Genomic DNA, 19816 nt, shown 5'->3' with positions numbered 1-19816 from the left:
TTTATTCCTCCTTTAAAGTAAGCCCATAAGATGTCATTGATTTTTTTAATTTATTTAAATTGTTTTCATCCATTTCACATAAAGGAAGTCTTAAAGGGCCTGCGTTCATTCCTAAAAGATTAACAGCCATTTTTACAGGAATAGGATTTGTCTCTATAAACAAAGTATTAGCTAAATCTAAAGAGTTTATTTGAATATCTAGGGCTTTTTTTACATTGCCATTTAAATACTCATAGCACATATTATGAACTTCTTTTGGAATTACGTTTGCAAGAACAGATATTACTCCTATACCACCTAAAGATAAAATTGGAATTATCTGATCGTCGTTACCAGAATAAATATCTAAGTCATCTCCGCAAAGAGCTTTAATTTTAGCTATTTGACTTATATTTCCGCTTGCTTCTTTTACAGCAGCTATATTTTTGTGTCTACAAAGTTTCTTTAGTGTCTCAGGAAGTATATTCATGCCAGTTCTTCCCGGAACATTGTATAGTATTATTGGAATGTTTACACTGTCTGCAATAGCTTCAAAATGCTTTACAAGACCTTTTTCAGAGGTTTTGTTGTAATAAGGAGTTATTACAAGAAGCGCATCTACACCAACGCTTTCAGCCCACTTACTCATTTCTATGGAAGCAGCAGTATTATTATTGCCTGTACCAGCTATTACTGGTATTCTTTTATTTATTTTATCTACTGTAAATTTTATAGTGGCCTTTCTTTCCTCGAGGGTCATTGTGCTAGCTTCGCCAGTGGTACCACACACGATTATAGCATCAGTACCATTTTCTATGTGCCAATCTAATAATTTGCCTAAACTTTCAAAGTCTACACCTTCTTTATTAAATGGGGTTACTATTGCTACTCCTGAACCTTTAAATATACTCATAGTTATGCCTCCTTACTGATATTTATATAAACTAAAAAATAGTTTATATATTAATATATTATAATCTATTTAAAATTATTTTGTACTATTTAATTACTAATTTAACTTCTTTATATAAATTTTAACTATAAGCATTAGAAATAGAAATATAACTTTTAATTTAAAATCTAAAATGAAGGTTAAAATTCTGTAGTAATTTTTTTTAACCTATATTTTAATTAAAAGCTCATAAGGAGTTTTTAATTAAATTTAAGTCTTAAGGTACATTTAAATAAATAACAAGTCAGTATGCTAGTCTATTTTGTGTCATACTGTGTCGGCAGAACTTAGCCACAGTCCTACTAGCGACGGAACCTAATTCCTTATCTGACACAAAATATAATAGTATCTTTGATTTGTTATTTCTTTTCATATATCTAAATTGTGATTTTATAAATGCTAAAGTTAAATATATAATTTTAGATTACCAAATAGAAAATTATATATTTCCAGTAAAATGTGAATGAATTATTTCATAATTATGTAAATGATGCTATACTAAGTTTCAAATATAGGCAAAATATTTACTATGTAGTATTGAAATGGAAACAAATGTACGCATTTTTAGCTAAAATCAAATTATTTAAAAAAAACAATAAAAATAAATGTAAAATTTCCTAATAATTTATTTTACATAGTTGACATATATTTGAATAGATGGTATATTGATAATAATAAATTTCAATATATTTCAAAAGGGGGCATTAAATTGAAAGGCAAAAAATTGTTAGCGGTAGTACTTGGGGCAACATTACTAGCAACAACAGCTTTAGTAGGCTGTGGTGAGAAGAAACCTGCAGAAGGTGATAAGGATAAAGGAAAAGCAGTAAAAATGGACAAGGATCAATACTTAAATTTAAATTTACAGTATGAACCAAAATCATTAGATTTATCTAGATCAAATGATATTTATGGGGCACAAGTTTTTACAGAGGTATATGAAGGTTTAACAAGAGTTGAACAGGACAAAGATGGTAAAGACGTTATAAAAGCTGCTGGAGCAGAAAAGTGGGAACATAACGAAGAGGGTACTGTTTGGACCTTCCACTTAAGGGATTATAATTGGACAGATGGTAAGAAGGTTACTGCAAAGGACTTTGAATTCAGTATACTAAGAACACTAGATCCTAAAACTGCTTCTGGCTATGCATTCTTGTTATCTCCAATAAAAGGAGCAGACGAATACAATGCAGGCAAAGGCTCTAAGGATGCAGTTGGTGTAAAGGCCGTAGATGATAAGACTCTAGAATTCACATTAAAACAACCATGTCCATACTTCCTTGATTTAACATACTTTAAGCTATTCCTTCCTCAAAGAGAAGATATAGTAAAAAAACATGGTGAAAAATATGGTACGGAAGCAAATACATTAGAAGTATACTGTGGACCATTTGTAGTTAAGGAATGGAGCCATCAGCAGCAAATAGTACTTGAAAAGAATGATAAATATTGGGATAAGGATAGTGTTAAACTTCAAAAGGTTAATTTAAAGATGATAAAAGAAGCTAATGCAGCTTATGGTTCATTATTAAATGGCACATTAGATACTGGTGGAGTTAAGAAGCCTGAATGGATAAAGAAATTTGACCAAAAGAAAGATGAAATGGAGAATATAAAAGGATTTAGACCATCTACTGGATATATGTTCTTCAACCAAAAGGATAAATTGCTTAGTAATGCCAATGTAAGAAAAGCATTTTCCGCTGCATATACAAGGGATGATTATGCTAATGTTATAACTTATGGCATAAATGCTCCTGCATATGGATGGTGTCCACCAACAGTTCAATTAGGTGGAAAGGATTATAGAGAGCTAGTGAATGAAGAACCTATTAAAAAAATGGTAGAAGAAAATAAAGATCCTAAGGAACTTTTAATAAAAGGATTAAAAGAATTAGGAATGGATCCAGACCCAAGTAAAGTAACAGTTACAATTTTGCATGGTAGTACAGATGCAGATACAAGGAAGGCAGCAGAGTATGAACAAGAGATGTATAAAAAAGCATTAGGTATTAATGTAAAGGCCGAATACATGACATTTGATATACTTCAAAAGAGAACTGATGAAATGGATTATCAGATAGCTGGCATGGGATGGACTGGAGATTATAATGATCCTAATACTTTCTTTGATATGTGGATGAGTGGAGCTGGAATAGTTCCAACTGGTTGGTCAAATAAGAAATATGATGAGCTTTTGAAGAAAGCTATGAGTACCATAGACCAAAAGGAAAGATTAAAACTTTATAAAGAGGCTGAGAAAATTCTTTTAGTTGAGGATGCAGTTATAGCTCCGACAACTTATTCAAGAAAGAACACTTATAGATATAAATATGTTAAGAATCTAATGACTCCTCTATTTGGTTGTGATTTCGAATTTAAATATGCTTATACTGAGGGTAGAGGAAAATAAAATCTATAAAAAAAGAGCGCTTTGTAAAAAAAGTGCTCTTTTTTTATTAGCGGAAAGTGACTAATATTTGGAATTCTTTGTAGTTTTAAGTAACGGAAAATAATTAAAAGTAAAAAATGTGTTTAAAAGTTGTAAAAGAAATTTGACAAATGTAAATTAGTATGATATATTTATAAAAAATGAATCAGTAGTTAATAAATCTTTCTATTGAAAAATAATTCTATTAATAATAAATGTTTGAAAAATAAAAAATAAAATTAATTAGATTCAATAAATTAGGGGTTAAAATTAATAATAATAATAATTAGATTATTAATTTTATAAATATATAAATATAAATAATGAGGGGGCATTAAAATTGAAAAGTAAGAAACTAATAGCTTTAGTGTTAGGAAGTACGCTTTTACTTTCATCTGCGATGATTGGATGTGGAAACAAAAAAGGTGCTGATGGTAAAGATTCAGCATCAGCAGAAAAAATGGATAAGGATCAGTATTTGAACTTTAACTTGCAAGCTGAACCAAAATCTTTAGATCTATCAAAATCAAATGATACATATTCTTCTCAAATACTTTCAGAGGTATATGAAGGATTAACAAGAGTTGAACAAGATAAAGACGGTAAAGACGTCATAAAACCTGCCGGAGCAGAAAAATGGGAACATAATGAAAATGGTACAGTTTGGACATTCCATTTAAGAGATTATAACTGGTCTGATGGAAAAGCTGTAACAGCAAAAGATTTTGAATACTCAATGAAGAGAACTTTGGATCCAAAAACTGGTTCTAAATATGCATTCTTATTATCACCAATAAAGGGTGCTGATGAGTATAATGCTGGAAAGGCAAGTGCTGATCAAGTAGGTATTAAAGCAGTGGATGACAAGACTTTAGAATTTACATTAAAACAAGCATGTCCTTACTTCTTAGATTTAACATATTTTAAATTATTCTTACCTCAAAGAGAAGATATAATTAAAAAACATGGTGAGAAATATGGTACAGAGGCAGATACATTAGAAGTATATTGTGGACCATTTAAAATAACAAACTGGACACATCAAAATCAAATAGTTATGGAAAAAAATGATAAATACTGGGATAAGGATAAGGTTAAACTTTCAAAAGTTAATTGGAAAATAATAAAGGATGAAAATGCTTATTACAATTCACTATATAATGGAGAATTAGATTCACATGGAGTTTCAAAACAAGAATGGATTAAAAAACTTGATGCTACTGGAAAGTTTGAAAATATAAAGGGATATTTACCTACTACAGGATATACGTTCTTTAACCAAAAAGATAAAGTTTTTTCAAATGCAAAGGTTAGAAAAGCATTTTCTCTTGGGATAACAAGAGACGAGATGGCAAATGTTATATTTAAGGGTAGAAATGAAGCCGCTTATGCTTGGTGTCCACCATCAGTTCAATTAGCAGGAAAAGATTTTAGAGAAACTGTTAAATCAGAACCACTTAAGAAATTAGCTGAAGAAAATAAGGATGCTAAAGCGCTATTATCTGAAGGATTAAAAGAACTTGGTATGAACCCAGATCCAAGTAAATTAACAGTTAACTTATTAATGTCAGGAACAGATCAATGGTTTAGAACTTATGCAGAGTATCAACAAGATATGTATAAAAAGACTTTAGGTGTTAATGTAAAAGCTGAGTATGTTGAATGGCCAATATTCCAAAAGAGAACAGATGAAATGCAATATCAACTAGCTGGTATGGCATGGACAGGGGACTATAATGACCCTAACACATTCTTTGATATGTGGATAACAGGTGCTGGAATCGTTCCAACAGGTTGGTCTAATAAAAAATATGATGATTTAGTTAAAAAAGCTATGAGTACATTAGATGAAAAAGAAAGATTTGATGCATATAAGGAAGCAGAAAAAATATTAATACATGACGATGCAGTTATAGCCCCAACAACATATTCAAAGAGAAATACTTATAGACGTAAATATGTTAAAAATTTAATGACACCATTATTTGGTGTAACAGAATGTAAATATGCTTACACTTCTGGTAGAGAGTAGAATAAAAATATAGCATTAAAAAGGATAGTAGAAATAATCTACTGTCCTTTTTTAATATCTAAAAATAGAATGAATAGATAAAATATATTTCATAAATTATATTTTTATTAGGAGATTTCATTGAATTAATATTCTTTATAAATACTGAAAGATGAAAGTGTTTTTTATATGCAAACAGAATGAAAATCCGTATAAGCTTAGGTAATATAAGTATATCCACATTAAGAAATCACTAAACCTATCTAAATTCTTTATGAATCAGTATGAATATAAATACATGTGTATAGCTTTACAAAAGTAAAGTGTGAATTTGACATTTAAAAAAAATTATGATAATATGTAAAAAATGAAAAAAGACGTTAATCTAAATTCAAATTTCTAATTGTTTTTTAAATTTCTAATATATGATCTAGAGGTTTGAATTTTATTCTTGTGGTATTGAAATTGTTGAAATGGTTTTAAAAAATAGTATCAATTGACTAAAAATTTCAAAGATTAAATGAAATTCAAATAAAAGTACAATTCAAGAAGGAATTTTATAAACTGAAATTGAATATATATATAATACTTATTTAAAGGAAAAATATAGTACATAGATAGATATAATATAGAAATAAGGTAGCTTTATGCTACATTATTAAAATATAAACTGCAAAAAATATATATATAAACCATATTAAAGGGGGAACTTAAAAGTGAAAAGCAAGAAGATGTTAGCTTTATTATTAACAGCTAGTGTAGTTGCGTCAACTGCACTAATTGGTTGCGGTTCTGGAAGTAAGGATAGTGCATCTAGTTCAAAAATTGATAAGGATCAATATTTAAACTTGGTGTTGCAAGCAGAACCAAAAACTCTAGATGCATCAAAGGGATCTGATACATATTCTTCAGTGATTCTTACACAAGTTATGGAAGGACTTACAAGGATTGAACAAGATGAAAATGGAAAGGATGTTATCAAACCTGCTGGTGCTGAAAAATGGGAACATAACGAAAATGGTACAGAGTGGACATTCCATTTAAGAGACTATCAATGGTCAGATGGAAAAAAGGTTACAGCTAAGGATTATGAATATGGAATAAAAAGAACTTTAGATCCTAAAACTGGATCAACTTATGCATTTTTGTTATCACCTATTAAGAATGCAGATGAATTTAATAAAGGAAAAGTTGCTGCAGATACAGTAGGTGTAAAGGCAGTAGATGACAAGACTTTAAAAATAACATTAAAACAACCTTGTGCTTATTTTGTGGATTTAACTTATTTTAAAGTAATGCACCCACAAAGACAAGATATTATTGAAAAAGCAGGAGAAAAGTATGGTTCAGAAGCAAATACAATGGTATTCTGTGGACCTTTTGTTATAAAAGAATGGACACATCAAAATCAAGTGGTTTTAGAAAAAAATGAAAAATATTGGGATAAAGATAAAGTTAAATTATCTAAAGCTACTTATAAGATAATAAAAGATCAAAATGCAATGTACAATTCATTATATAATGGAGGATTGGATTCAGCAGGAGTAACTAAACCAGAATGGATAAAGAAATTTGATGCTACTGGAAAGTTCCAAAATATAAAAGGATACGTTCCAACGACAAATTATACATTCTTTAATACTAAAGATAAATTGTTTAGCAATGCTAATGTAAGAAAAGCATTCTCACTTGCAATAACAAGAGAGGATATGGCAAATGTAATATTCCATGGTGTAGCTGAAGCTGCTTATGGATGGTGTCCACCATCATTACAAATAGCTGGAAAAGAATTCAGAGAATCAGTTGGAGAACAACCAATTAAAAAATTGGCTGCAGAAAATAAAGATCCTAAAGAATTACTAGTAAAAGGATTAAAAGAACTTGGAATGGATCCAGATCCAACTAAATTATCAGTAAAAGTACTTGAAAGTGGTACAAGCCAATGGCAAAGAACCTATGCTGAATATGAACAACAAATGTTCAAAAAAGTATTGGGTGTTAATGTAAAAGCAGAATATGCTGAATGGCCAGTATTCCAAAAGAGAACAGATGAATTAGATTATCAAGTAGCTGGTGCAGCTTGGACAGGAGACTACAATGATCCAAATACATTCTTTGATATGTGGGTAACTGGAGCAGGCGTTGTACAAAATGGATGGTCTAACAAGAAATATGATGAATTGATCAAGAAAGCTCAATCTACAATGGATGAAAAACAAAGACTTGAGGCATATAAAGAAGCAGAAAAAATTCTATTAAGTGATGAAGCTGTTATAGCTCCAACAATTTATCAAAGAAGAAATACATATAGAGCTAAATATGTGAAGAATTTAATGAGTCCTCTATTTGGAACAGGTGATATAAAATACGCATATACACAAGGAAGAGATAAATAGTTTATAAAAAGTTATTACAGCAAAGCCTTGGCTTTGCTGTGGTAAACTTTATTTTTATATTATGTGGAGGGGATGAAAATGCTAAGGTATATCTTAAAAAGAATTGGCTACATGCTAGTTACCCTTTGGATCATCATTACTATAACTTTTATGCTTATTCATGCAGTTCCAGGGGATCCGCTAGCAAGTATGGCAAGAAACTTACCAGAACAAATTAGAAAGAATTTCTATGCTAAATATGGGTTGGATCAACCGCCTATAGTTCAGTATGGAAGGTTTATGAAGAGACTTGTATTAAAAGGAGATTTTGGTGAATCTCTAACTTACCCAGGAAGAAGCGTTACAGGAACATTAAAAGAATATGCTCCTACATCAGCTAAATTAGGAGGACAAGCACTTTTATTAGGACTTGTTATAGGAATTACATTAGGAATTATTGCAGCATTTCATAGAAATACTTGGGTAGACTATTTAGTTATGTTTGTAGCTATAATAGGTATAGCATTACCGGTATTCGTTTTAGCTGCGCTATTACAGTATACTTTTACAGTAAAATTACAATGGCTACCAACAACAGGTTGGGGAACATTTAAGCACACAATATTACCAACTATAGGTATGAGTTTTGGTACTATAGCTACCTATGCTAGGTATATGAGAACCAGTGTACTAGATGTAATTGGACAGGATTATATATTAACTGCAAAGGCAAAGGGTGTTTCTAGGGTTGCATTGGTATGGAAACACGTTTTGAGAAATGCATTATTACCTGCTATAACACTTTTAGGACCTCAAATAGCTGGTCTATTTGGAGGAGCTTTCATCACAGAAAGTATATTTGCAATTCCAGGAATAGGATTTAACTTTGTTGAATCTATAAACAACAGAGATTATACTATGATAATGGGACAAACAATATTTATGGCAACGTTGTTTATAGTAGCATTGTTAGTAGTTGATCTACTATATTCTGTAGTTGACCCAAGAATAAGAATAGATGGTGAAAGCAGATAGGAGGTAAGGTTATGGCTGAATTGTCTAAAGAAAAGTTTCAGATAATGGGATGTGAAAATTTCGATTCCGAAGAAATATTAAGACCCAATGTGACTTACTGGCAGGATGCTTGGAGAAGATTAAAAGAAAATAAAATTGCAATTTTGTCTTTAATAATATTAGCTATATTAGCAATTATGTGTATAATTGGACCATTTTTGACTAAACATAGCTACCAAGCAACAAACTCTTCAATAATAAATATGAAACCAAATGCTGAACATTGGTTTGGTACTGATGAATTAGGAAGAGACCTTTTCGCTAGAGTATGGAAAGGTGGTAGAATTTCTATATTAATAGGTTTACTAGGAACTTTAGTAGACGTGGTAGTAGGTTCTATTTACGGTGGTGTGTCTGGATATTTCGGAGGCATCGTTGATGATATAATGATGAGAATAGTAGAAGTATTATCAAGTATACCATATTTAATAATAGTTATATTAATATCTTTAATAATGGGAAAAGGAGTATTATCTTTGGTTGTTGCTATGACTATCACCGGTTGGGTTGGTATGGCAAGGCTTGTAAGAGGACAAATACTTTCAGTTAAAGAACAAGAATATGTTCTTGCAGCACAAACTTTAGGTGCAAGTTCATCAAGAATAATAGCTAAACACTTAATACCAAATATAATGGGTATTATAATAGTTGCAATAACATTTGACGTGCCAGGATTTATATTTGCTGAAGCTTTCCTAAGTTATTTAGGACTTGGAGTTCAATCACCAAATACAAGTTGGGGTGCTCTAGCATCAGCAGCACAGCAAAACTTAATGTTCTACCCTCATGAACTTTTCTTCCCATCACTAATGATAAGTTTAACAATGTTATCATTTAACCTATTAGGCGACGGATTAAGAGACGCATTAGATCCAAGACTACGTCAATAAGAGGGAGGAATAATCGATGGAAAAAATACTGGATATAAAAGATTTAAGAGTATCATTTCATACTTATAATGGGGAAGTACAAGCAGTAAGAGGGGTAAGTTTTGAACTTAACAAAGGTGAAACTTTGGCAGTAGTTGGAGAGTCTGGTTGTGGTAAATCTGTAACATCTAAAGCTATAATGAGATTACTTCCAACACCACCTTCAGAAATAAAAGAAGGTTCAGTTATACAATTTGATGGTAAAGATGTATTAAAAATGTCACAACAGGAGCTTAGAGAACTTAGAGGAGCAGAAATTAGTATGATTTTCCAAGATCCTATGACTTCTTTAAATCCAACTATGACTGTAGGAAGGCAAATTGCAGAAAGTTTACAAATACACAGAGGAATGAATAAGCATGAAGCTTTTGCTGAAGCTGTAAAAATGCTTAAATTAGTTAATATTCCAAATGCTGAAAATAGAGCAAAACAATATCCACATGAATTTTCAGGTGGTATGAGACAAAGAGCTATGATAGCTATAGCTCTTGCATGTAATCCAAAGATTCTTATAGCTGACGAACCTACTACAGCTCTAGATGTTACTATTCAAGCTCAGATAATGGATCTTATAAAAGATTTGCAAGATAAATTAGGTACAGGAGTTATATTAGTTACTCATGACCTTGGTGTGGTAGCTGATGTTGCTCATAGAATTCAAGTTATGTATGCTGGTCAAATTATAGAAAGAGGAACTAAAGATGAGATATTCTATAATGGACAACATCCATATACTTGGGCACTTTTAAGATCTGTTCCAAGACTAGACCTAGGAAATAAAGCAGAACTTTATTCATTAAATGGAACACCACCAGATCTTATACAGCCACCTGTAGGATGTCCGTTTGCTGCAAGATGTGAATATTGTATGCCTATATGTAGAGAGGAAATGCCTCAAGTAACTAAACTTAGTGAAACACATGAAGTTGCTTGTTGGTTAAATCATCCACTTGCACCAAAGGTAGAAAGTCCTATAAAGGCAGGAGGTGTTAAGTAATGGAAAAAGATGCAAAAGTTTTATTAGAAGTAAAAAATCTTAAAAAGTATTTCCATGTAGGAAAAAATGCTGATTTAAAAGCGGTAGATGATGTGAGCTTTTTCATAAGAAAAGGTGAAACTTTAGGTTTAGTTGGTGAATCTGGTTGTGGTAAGACCACTTGTGGAAGAACTGTTATGGGAATGTATGCAGCTACCGGCGGAGAAGTACTATTTGATGGAATAGATATTCATAAGTTAAATAAAACTGAAAAGAAAGCATTCACTAGAAGAGCTCAAATGATATTTCAAGACCCATATGCCTCATTAAATCCAAGAATGACCGTTGGTGAAATTATTGGAGAGGGAATAGATATCCATGCTTTATATACAGGAAAAGAAAGAATGGATAGAATATATCATTTGCTACAACTTGTAGGACTAAATAAAGAACACGCTACAAGATTCCCTCATGAATTCTCTGGTGGACAAAGACAAAGAATAGGTATAGCAAGATCTCTAGCTATTGAGCCAGAATTTATAGTTTGTGATGAGCCTATATCAGCTCTAGACGTTTCTATACAAGCTCAAATAGTTAACTTACTTGTACAATTGCAAAGGGAATTTGACTTAACTTACTTATTTATAGCCCATGACCTTTCAATGGTTAAACATATTTCTGATAGAGTTGGTGTTATGTATTTAGGATGTTTAGTAGAACTTGCAAGTAGCCATGACTTATATTCAAAACCACTTCATCCATATACTCAAGCATTGCTTTCAGCAATTCCAATTCCAGATCCGGAAATAGAAAGAAGTAAGCAAAGAATAAAACTTGAAGGCGAAGTTCCAAGTCCTATTAATCCAAAGCCAGGATGTAGATTTGCTGAGAGATGTAGATATGCAAAGCCAATATGTCACGAGCAAACTCCAGTGCTAAAGGAAATAGAAAAAGAACATTATGTAGCATGCCACTTATTTGACTAGTAGGTGCGTGAATTTTATAAAAAGGGGCTGTCGCACTAAAAAATAGTGCGACAGCTTTTTTGCATAAAAAATAAATCTCCCACTCGGAAGAGTGAAAGACTTATGGTAAAATTAACATATGACCAAATACATTAATTTACATAAAAATTATACTTCAAATCGTGGAAACTATCAACTAAAACTTCCACTAAATATTGAGTACATGATTCCAAATAATGATTCGGTGCGTTTGCTAAGTCAATTTGTAGAGGAGATGGATTTAACAGATTTATATTCGACTTATTCCCGATTAAGGGAAAATCAGGCTACGCCTCGTCAGATGCTGAAGATTGTACTTTATTCTTATATGAATCATAGCTATTCTTCTAGGCAAATGGAGACCTCCTGCAAAAGAGATGTAAATTTCATGTATCTTTTAGAAGGTTCACCAGTACCAGATCATTCTACTTTTGCAAGATTTCGTAGTCTTCACTTTGCTCCCTGTTCAGAAACAATTATGGCTGAAATGACAAATTTTCTTTATGAGACTGGAGAAATATTAGGAGATGCTATATTTATTGATGGTACAAAGATAGAGGCATGTGCTAATAAGTATACTTTCGTTTGGAAAAAAGCAGTTTCAAAAAATTTTGAGAGGCTACTTTCTAAATTGGCTGATTTCGTAGCTGAATGTTAAGAACTGTATGCTTAAGGGTGCTTAATTTTAAAATTTTAAAAACTCGCAAATCAAAATAAGCCTTAATATCAAAGGCTTATTAAAGTGCATCATTTTTTAATTATCAAGTTTATTGGGGGTTAAAATATCATTAAATTTTATATGAAACACAAAAAAACGCTGCCGCGTTAGCATGTTTTTTATGCTAATGCGACAGCCCCTTTTTGTTTATGTTACTAATTCACACTTTATTTCTAGCCCGATGAACAATAATTTTCAATTTTTATTTTATAATTACGAAATTTGAATAAATTAAAAACAACAACCGTTTATTATAGGTTACAAAGTTTCGTTTATATAGATATGAATATAATTTCTTCAGGTGTTAATAATAATATGTAACATATGCATTTGAAATAAAAGTTGTATATTTTACAGGAGGATATCTTTAGTTACTAAAAGTATATACAAATGTACTTACAGAAAGGAAGTGAGTACATTTGAAAAATAATAACTATAAACCAAATGAATTTGCAGAATTAATTAATGTATCAGTTAGAACATTACAAAGATGGGATAACGAAGGAATATTAAAAGCATTTAGAACACCAACAAATAGGAGATATTATACTTATGAGCAATACAAAGAAAATATAAGAAAAAGATAAAGGAAGATGAAGAAGTTGAAAAAAGCATACAAAATAGAGATTAAACCAACAGAAGAACAGATAACTAAAATTCATCAAACTATTGGTGTAAGTAGGTTTATATACAATTTTTATATTGCTCATAATAAAGAAGTTTACGAAAAAGAAAAATCAAGATGTTAAAGCTTACTTTCCAAAGAATAATAAAACAGATTGGACTATTGAAAGACATAGAGTTAAAGTACCAACTTTAGGTTGGATTAGATTAAAAGAATTTGGATACATTCCAGTTAACTCTATGGTTAAAAGTGGTACAGTAAGTCAAAAAGCAGATAGATATTTTGTTTCAATTTTAGTTGAAGAAGCTATTAAAGTAGATAATAAACCTTACTCAGAAGGAATAGGCGTAGACCTTGGACTAAAGAATTTTGCAATTTGTAATAATGGTTTATCTAAAAAGAATATTAACAAAACTAAAACAGTTAAAAAAGCAGAAAAGAAACTAAAACGTGAGCAAAGAAAGCTTTCAAGAAAATATGAAAGTTTAAAATTAAGAAATAAAAAAGAGAAAGGAGAAGCTACTCGTCAAAATATCCAAAAACAAATAGTCAAGGTACAAAAACTTCATCAAAGACTTACAAATATAAGAACTGATTATATAAATAAAACAGTGAATGAGTTAATAAAACAAAAACCAAGTTTTATCCGATGACTACCTGCCGTAACACTCCCACTTCTAACAAAGTGGGAGATAACGGCAGCTACGTCCCTGGATAACGATCTCTAACCTTCAGATGGAGTAAAAACTCCATCTGAAGCTAAGAGTTCTGTTTATAACTATTGAAGATTTAAATGTAAGTGGAATGATGAAGAATAGGCATTTAGCAAAGGCAATTGCTGGGCAAAAGTTTTATGAATTTAGAACTAAGCTTATTTTAAAGGCCAAACAAAATAATATTGAAGTAAGAATAGTTGATAGATTCTATCCAAGTAGTAAAGTGTGTAGCTGTTGTGGAGCATATAAGAAAGATTTAAAACTATCTGATAGAGTTTACAAATGCAGTTGTGGGCTTTCTATTGATAGAGATTTAAATGCTTCAATCAATTTAGCCAATGCTAAAGAATATAAGATAGCTTAATTAAACAAGCACTTATATGTGTACCCAAGGCTATTTGGGGAATTAACGACTGTGGAGTACTATACAAACTGTAGTAGCTTAGGCAAGACAGAGTACGTTGAAGCAGTAACAATCTCAATATGGATACATTTGACCATGTTTTGAGTAGCAGGGCGATAGAATGGGCAAAACACCTTTGAAGAAAATAATAAAATCTAAATTAAAAGCTAAAAAGGAATTAACTCCATTAGAAAAAATAAGAGAAGATATGAAATATGAAATAGCTGAGGAATTAGGACTTAAAGAAAAGGTGGATAAATATGGTTGGGCAGGTCTCACAGCAGAAGAAACAGGAAGAATAGGTGGCATAATGACAAGGCGTAAGAGAAAATTCAATTTACCTAAAAATGAAGAGATTATAAAAAAAGGATTACGATAATACTCACCCAAAATAATAGTAGAAAGGATTATTAAAATAATAAGAATAAATAATGGATGTAATACTATAATTTCTATTATTGAAAATAAAACTATTTTACTAATATTCCGCTATGTTGTATTATATATATACGATTATGCAATAAAACACATGAAAGAATGAAGGGAAGATTTATGGATTGTTATAAAAAATTTGCACATATATATGATGAACTTATAAACGAGGATATAGATTATTTAAAGTGGTGTAATAAAATAATAGAAATTTGTAAAGAAAATAATATTAAATATGAAGATTATTTAGATTTGGCCTGCGGTACTGGAAATATGACTAAAGAAGTAGGAAGATTTTTCAATAAAGTATGGGCAGTGGATCTATCAACAGATATGCTTATGGAAGCAGAAGAAAAAATGAGAAATAAAGCTATTAAAGCAAATTTTGTATGCCAAGATATAAGTAAATTACAGCTTAATAGAAAATTTGATTTGATTACTTGTTGTTTAGATTCAACAAATTATTTATTAGAAGAAAATCAAATGTTAGATTATTTTAAGGGAGTAAACTCTTTATTAAAAGATGAAGGAATATTTATATTTGATATAAATTCCTACTATAAATTAACAGAAGTGCTGGGGAATAATGTATTCACCTATGATAGTGATGATGTTTTTTATGTATGGGAGAATATACTTGAAAAAGATATTGTTGATATGTACCTCACTTTCTTTATTAGAGATGGACAAGTATATAGTAGATTTGATGAAAATCATGTGGAGAGGGCATATAAAGAAGAAAGTATTGAAAGATTTTTAAATAGTACAGGATTATGTGTAATAGATAAATATGATAATTATATTTATGATAAAATAAAAAAGGATACAGAAAGAATAGTTTATGTAGTTAAGAAAAAAATATAAGAATTATTACTATGAAGGGAGGAAGCCTTTGAGAACTTTATCGAAGGCGATAATATGGCAGATAAAATAGTTAGGGCAGTGGCTAAAGATGGTCAAGTAAGAATAATAGGAGGAGATACTACTGAACTTGTAAGCAAGGCAACGAAAATACATGAGTGTGCAGCTACTGCATCAGCTGCTTATGGAAGAATGCTTACCTGCGGAAGTTTGATGGGAACCATGTTAAAGTCTCCTAAGGATAGTTTAACACTTAAAATAGATGGAAAAGGGCCAGCAAAAGGTATAGTCGTTACTGCATATAGTGATGGACATGTGAAAGGGTACATAGGAAACCCTAAAGTAGATTTGCCTGCAAATAATTTAGGAAAACTAGATATAGGTGGAGCAATAGGTAAAGATGGAGGATTACTGATTATAAGGGATATGGGATTAAAAGAACCTTATGTAGGTCAAGTGCCTATATATACAGGAGAAGTAGGGGATGATTTAGCATATTACTTTACTGTGTCAGAACAAACACCATCTGCAGTGGCAGTAGGAGTTTTAGTGGATAAGGACTTAAGTATAAAATCTGCAGGAGGATTTATAATTCAAATGATGCCTAATGCAGATGAACTTTTAGCAGATTTAATAACTTATAGATTACAAGAGGTTCCACCAATAAGTAAACTACTTTCAGATGGGAAAACCATAGAAGAAATTTTACAATTGATATTTGAAGACATGGATCTTAAAATATTAGAAGAAATTCATCCAGAATATAAATGTGATTGTTCAAGAGAAAAAGTGGAAAAAGCATTAATAAGTATAGGAAAAAAAGATTTAAAGGAAATATATGATGAAGGTAAAGAAGAGGAATTGGTTTGTCAGTTTTGTAATGAAAAATATAAATTTACACATGAGGACATTGGAAAGCTTTTAAAACATAGTATTTAATGTGACAGCTGATGATGAAAATTTAGAGCTAGGATCTAAGAGGCGGTTCTTCGCAAGGTTTAGAAAAACTTTATGTAAGTAAACATTTGAAGTGGTTCATAGAGTTATAGTAAGGAATATATATCTTTGTGGTAGATATTCCTTTACTTATCACTTAATGAAAAATCATAAAATGGTGTTAAGTATATTATATGTATTTTATAGTAGTAAAAAGAAAAACGAAATATATGGAAGAAAATCGATGTATTATTAAAATAATTGCTGCTATGGAGTCAATTTAAGGTTGACATGTTATTAAAAATTGTGTATTATAAATATGCGAGTTAATTGAAGCACTCGCNGGCTATCCTATTAATTAGAGAAGAAATTAAAAGGAATTTTAAAAAAAGCTAAAAAGTTTTAAAAAAATATGTTGACATATGGAGAATAATCTTGTATTATATTATTTGTCAGCGCGGCAGACTAGAATGAAAAAAGCGTTGATAAATAATTTGGCTCCTTGGTCAAGCGGTTAAGACACCACCCTTTCACGGTGGTAACAGGGGTTCGATTCCCCTAGGAGTCACCATTATGTGGGCGCATAGCTCAGCTGGGAGAGCATCTGCCTTACAAGCAGAGGGTCACAGGTTCGAGCCCTGTTGTGCCCACCACATAATATGGCCCAGTGGCTCAGTTGGTTAGAGTGCCGGCCTGTCACGCCGGAGGTCGAGGGTTCGAGTCCCTTCTGGGTCGCCATATTAGGCTGGATAGCTCAGTCGGTAGAGCAGAGGACTGAAAATCCTCGTGTCCCTGGTTCGATTCCTGGTCCAGCCACCAGTAACATGCGGAAGTGGCTCAGTTGGTAGAGCGCCACCTTGCCAAGGTGGATGTCGCGGGTTCGAGTCCCGTCTTCCGCTCCAATTAAATAGGGCGCTATGGCCAAGTGGTAAGGCAAAGGTCTGCAAAATCTTCATTCCCCGGTTCAAATCCGGGTGGCGCCTCCAAAAAAGAACTATGCGTAGCATAGTTCTTTTTTAGTGGATAGAGTGCCAGTGTGCTAGGGGTCCAGTTAAGGTNCACTAGCCCACTCGCCCACTAGCCCACTAGCCCACTAGCCCACTAGCCCACTAGCCCACTAGCCCACTAGCCCACTAAACAAGCTTCCTCTATCAACTAGGGGTCCCTTTCTAAGAAAAATAGGTTTAACATTATGCTTTTCTAAAAAATTCATGACGTCTTTTCCATATTTATAATAATTTAAATCGCCATAAAAGGCTAAAATATCTTTTTCTAACAGACCGCAAGTTCCTCCGATAAATCCGTAGTTTAAACCAGGTAGATTAATATGACCTGGTGGCAAGAATAGTACATCTTTATTTTCTTTTAATAGTACATTTTTAATAGAAGGATCGGAGGTTATAAAAGCATTGGAATTTATAATTGCAGTAGAACATTTAGTATATCCTTGTTTAACATTTAAAATTTTTTTGCCGTATAAATTATTAATTATGGCAGGATCTGTATACTTTGTATAATGAACAAATATATCGTCTATATTAACTGCATTTAAACAAATATCGTAAGGATAATTTTCTTTAAGAGAGTTTTTTGACAATACAACTTCAATGTTCATTTTTTCTAGAATATTTATAAAGTTCAAAGGAATATCTTTATGTACTACTATAGTGTCTTCCTTTAAAAAGTGTAAGAGCATATCAGGATGCCCACATACCGCATTGTATAGTGCTTGGCTAGGAGGGCAACAAAGGGTTTCATAACCTAGTTTTTCTAAATGTTTTTTTTCATCTGTATTTATTCTAAAATCCACAATAATAAATTTTTTCATAAAAATCACCTTTTCATACATAAATGAATTTATTTTGTAAAATATAAATTTATAACTTATATTATCACAAGGATTAAATTTGTAAAGGAAAAGTTTGAGTAACTGCAATTCATAATATACAACTACAAAATTAAAAAAAATAGAATTTAAAATTGAAAATTAATCATAAAATCTATTTAGAAGTTTTTACATGCATTTTAAATTTTACATTAAAAAGTATTATAGTTAAAGTGGTATTGAAAATTATGAATTACAGTTAAGTAAAAATATTCTCACTATAATGAAAGTGGGTGATTATAATGTTATTACTTACAATAGTATTTAAAACAGAGAACAAAGAATTTGTATACAATATAAATGAACTTGAGGAGAATTTAAAGCATAAAAATATAAATATAGGAATATATGAGGAGGCAGATAAAGAATTTACTATATTAAAAATTTTTTCTTCGGATATTGAAGGTATACCTAAGGAAAAAATTGATATTGTTTATTTTAATTTAATGGAAATTATATATCAATTTATAATATTAGAATTTTATTACATGGAAGTAGATTGCATACTTAATGAAGATTATTTCTTTTTAGGAAAAGAAGAAATAGAGGATATAAAGATAAGCTTATTTAATATACTTACTAATCTTCAAGGAATAAAGGATGAAAAAGCAGTTTATTTCTCTAATAGGATGAATGAAATAAAAGAAGATATTTTAAATGTGATGAAAGAAAGTGCTTTAATAAATATTGAAGGATATTTACAATTTAGAAAATATGAAATTAAAAAGAAAGTGTGTTTAATAATAGATAAAATAATTGAAAGTATTATGATAGAAAGAGAATATGATGAATTTATAAAGTTACTCAAATATTATGTTGGCATACAGGAAAGTAAAATAAATAAAATTCATATATTCATAGGAAATGAAGATGAATATGTTATAAAAGATGATATGGGAAAGGATATTACAAAACAATTTAAAAAAGGAGCTTATTTAGAAGGGGTTAATGAGAAAATAGGCATAGAGGAGATGATAATCAGTGGGCTTGTAACTAATTCACCTAAAAATATCGTAATACATGGTATAAATAATTGTAAAAATAAGGAATTCATAAATACAATAGAAAGTGTGTTTGAAAACAGAGTTATACTATGTAGTGGATGTGAATGGTGCAAGAAATTATTAAGTAAGGCACATTCAAATAAATAACAAGTCAGTATGCTAGTCTATTTTGCGTCATACTGCGTCAGCAGAACCTACCGATAGTGCTACTAGCGGTGGAATTTGCTTCCTTGTCTGATACAAAATATACCAGCATCTTTGACTTGTTATTTATTTTCATGTACCTAAAAAGTTGCGAAAATAATTCAGAACTCTTGACTTTTTAAAATAAAAGTAATATACTTTAATAAATTTACAATATATTAATTAAAATACTGTGAAAAGGAAGAGTAAGCAGAAGACTATTCTAAGAGAGAAGGATTCATAGGCTGTAAGATCCTTTGAATAAGAGCTGTTGAAAACCACCTTTGAGTAGCGTGCTGAAGTTAGTAAGCATTGCCGCCAC

At 31.0% G+C, this 19816-nt stretch carries 14 protein-coding genes, 6 tRNA genes, 4 pseudogenes and 1 other annotated feature (1 of these 25 running past the window's edge); of the genes and pseudogenes, 21 read left to right on the top strand and 3 right to left on the bottom strand.

Translation table 11 applies throughout. The features are described 5' to 3' along the window. Position 1: 1 nt before the first annotated feature. Both dapA and C1715_RS20035 read right to left on the bottom strand, forming a co-directional pair. Entirely contained in the window at positions 2-892 is an 891-nt protein-coding gene (gene dapA, locus C1715_RS07970) for a 4-hydroxy-tetrahydrodipicolinate synthase (protein WP_035291446.1), read from the bottom strand. Between the two features lie 283 nt (positions 893-1175). Then, positions 1176-1304: a hypothetical protein gene (locus tag C1715_RS20035; RefSeq protein ID WP_278320097.1), complete on the bottom strand. Its 129-nt coding sequence runs from the start codon at positions 1302-1304 to the stop codon at positions 1176-1178. Positions 1305-1640: 336 nt separating this feature from the next. Here C1715_RS20035 and C1715_RS07965 point away from each other — a divergent pair, with 336 nt between their 5' ends. From C1715_RS07965 to C1715_RS07870, 20 genes and pseudogenes are all read left to right on the top strand, one after another. Beyond that, entirely contained in the window at positions 1641-3344 is a 1704-nt protein-coding gene (locus C1715_RS07965; protein ID WP_102399964.1) for a peptide ABC transporter substrate-binding protein, read from the top strand. Between the two features lie 418 nt (positions 3345-3762). Next, positions 3763-5394 (top strand): peptide ABC transporter substrate-binding protein, encoded by a 1632-nt coding sequence (locus C1715_RS07960; protein ID WP_479724085.1) that lies wholly within the window; start codon positions 3763-3765, stop codon positions 5392-5394. A gap of 695 nt (positions 5395-6089) precedes the next feature. Next, positions 6090-7769, top strand: a complete 1680-nt coding sequence (locus C1715_RS07955) for a peptide ABC transporter substrate-binding protein (protein WP_102399962.1) — start codon at positions 6090-6092, stop codon at positions 7767-7769. Positions 7770-7847: 78 nt separating this feature from the next. After that, positions 7848-8783 carry an ABC transporter permease gene (locus C1715_RS07950; protein ID WP_102399961.1) on the top strand — a complete coding sequence of 312 codons (936 nt, stop codon included), beginning with the start codon at positions 7848-7850 and terminating at the stop codon, positions 8781-8783. 11 nt (positions 8784-8794) lie between these two features. Then, complete coding sequence (locus C1715_RS07945; RefSeq protein WP_102399960.1) at positions 8795-9712, top strand: ABC transporter permease; 918 nt, start codon at positions 8795-8797, stop codon at positions 9710-9712. Between the two features lie 16 nt (positions 9713-9728). Continuing rightward, the gene (locus C1715_RS07940; RefSeq protein ID WP_102399959.1) at positions 9729-10748 is read left to right on the top strand and encodes an ABC transporter ATP-binding protein; all 1020 of its coding nucleotides are present in this window, start codon (positions 9729-9731) and stop codon (positions 10746-10748) included. Then, positions 10748-11713 carry an ABC transporter ATP-binding protein gene (locus C1715_RS07935; protein WP_102399958.1) on the top strand — a complete coding sequence of 322 codons (966 nt, stop codon included), beginning with the start codon at positions 10748-10750 and terminating at the stop codon, positions 11711-11713. Before C1715_RS07940 ends, C1715_RS07935 begins: the two co-directional genes overlap by 1 nt. A gap of 118 nt (positions 11714-11831) precedes the next feature. After that, positions 11832-12386, top strand: a pseudogene (locus tag C1715_RS07930) (transposase); the annotation flags it as partial. Between the two features lie 482 nt (positions 12387-12868). Next, positions 12869-13065: pseudogene (locus C1715_RS07925) on the top strand (MerR family DNA-binding transcriptional regulator); the annotation flags it as partial. Then, positions 13052-13712, top strand: a pseudogene (locus C1715_RS20030) (RNA-guided endonuclease InsQ/TnpB family protein); the annotation flags it as partial. The pseudogenes C1715_RS07925 and C1715_RS20030, both read left to right, overlap by 14 nt. 133 nt (positions 13713-13845) lie before the next feature. Continuing rightward, positions 13846-14154, top strand: a pseudogene (locus C1715_RS20025) (RNA-guided endonuclease InsQ/TnpB family protein); the annotation flags it as partial. 160 nt (positions 14155-14314) lie between these two features. Beyond that, complete coding sequence (locus C1715_RS07910) at positions 14315-14572, top strand: alpha/beta-type small acid-soluble spore protein (protein WP_102399957.1); 258 nt, start codon at positions 14315-14317, stop codon at positions 14570-14572. Between the two features lie 173 nt (positions 14573-14745). Further along, complete coding sequence (locus C1715_RS07905; protein WP_102399956.1) at positions 14746-15489, top strand: class I SAM-dependent DNA methyltransferase; 744 nt, start codon at positions 14746-14748, stop codon at positions 15487-15489. A 54-nt stretch (positions 15490-15543) separates the two neighbouring features. Then, the gene (gene hslO / locus C1715_RS07900; protein ID WP_102399955.1) at positions 15544-16425 is read left to right on the top strand and encodes an Hsp33 family molecular chaperone HslO; all 882 of its coding nucleotides are present in this window, start codon (positions 15544-15546) and stop codon (positions 16423-16425) included. 493 nt (positions 16426-16918) lie between these two features. Beyond that, positions 16919-16993, top strand: a tRNA-Glu gene (locus C1715_RS07895). A 6-nt stretch (positions 16994-16999) separates the two neighbouring features. Beyond that, a tRNA-Val gene (locus C1715_RS07890) sits at positions 17000-17075 on the top strand. Positions 17076-17083: 8 nt separating this feature from the next. Beyond that, positions 17084-17160 (top strand) — tRNA-Asp (locus C1715_RS07885). A 5-nt stretch (positions 17161-17165) separates the two neighbouring features. Then, positions 17166-17241 (top strand) — tRNA-Phe (locus tag C1715_RS07880). A 7-nt stretch (positions 17242-17248) separates the two neighbouring features. Further along, a tRNA-Gly gene (locus C1715_RS07875) sits at positions 17249-17324 on the top strand. Positions 17325-17333: 9 nt separating this feature from the next. Continuing rightward, positions 17334-17408, top strand: a tRNA-Cys gene (locus C1715_RS07870). Between the two features lie 131 nt (positions 17409-17539). Here the strand turns inward: C1715_RS07870 and C1715_RS07865 are convergent. Then, entirely contained in the window at positions 17540-18250 is a 711-nt protein-coding gene (locus C1715_RS07865; RefSeq protein WP_102399954.1) for a DUF6873 family GME fold protein, read from the bottom strand. Positions 18251-18549: 299 nt separating this feature from the next. Between C1715_RS07865 and ytxC the strand changes: the two genes are divergently transcribed. Then, positions 18550-19458, top strand: coding sequence for a putative sporulation protein YtxC (gene ytxC / locus C1715_RS07860; RefSeq protein WP_102399953.1), 909 nt, complete (start codon positions 18550-18552; stop codon positions 19456-19458). A gap of 220 nt (positions 19459-19678) precedes the next feature. Beyond that, positions 19679-19816 (top strand) — a binding site (T-box leader) (it continues 81 nt past the right edge of the window).

The sequence above is a fragment of the Haloimpatiens massiliensis genome (assembly GCF_900184255.1).
Classification (GTDB): Bacteria; Bacillota; Clostridia; order Clostridiales; family Clostridiaceae; genus Haloimpatiens; species Haloimpatiens massiliensis.
The sequence above is the reverse complement of the archived record's forward strand: the minus strand, read 5'-3'. Positions and strand labels throughout refer to the sequence as shown.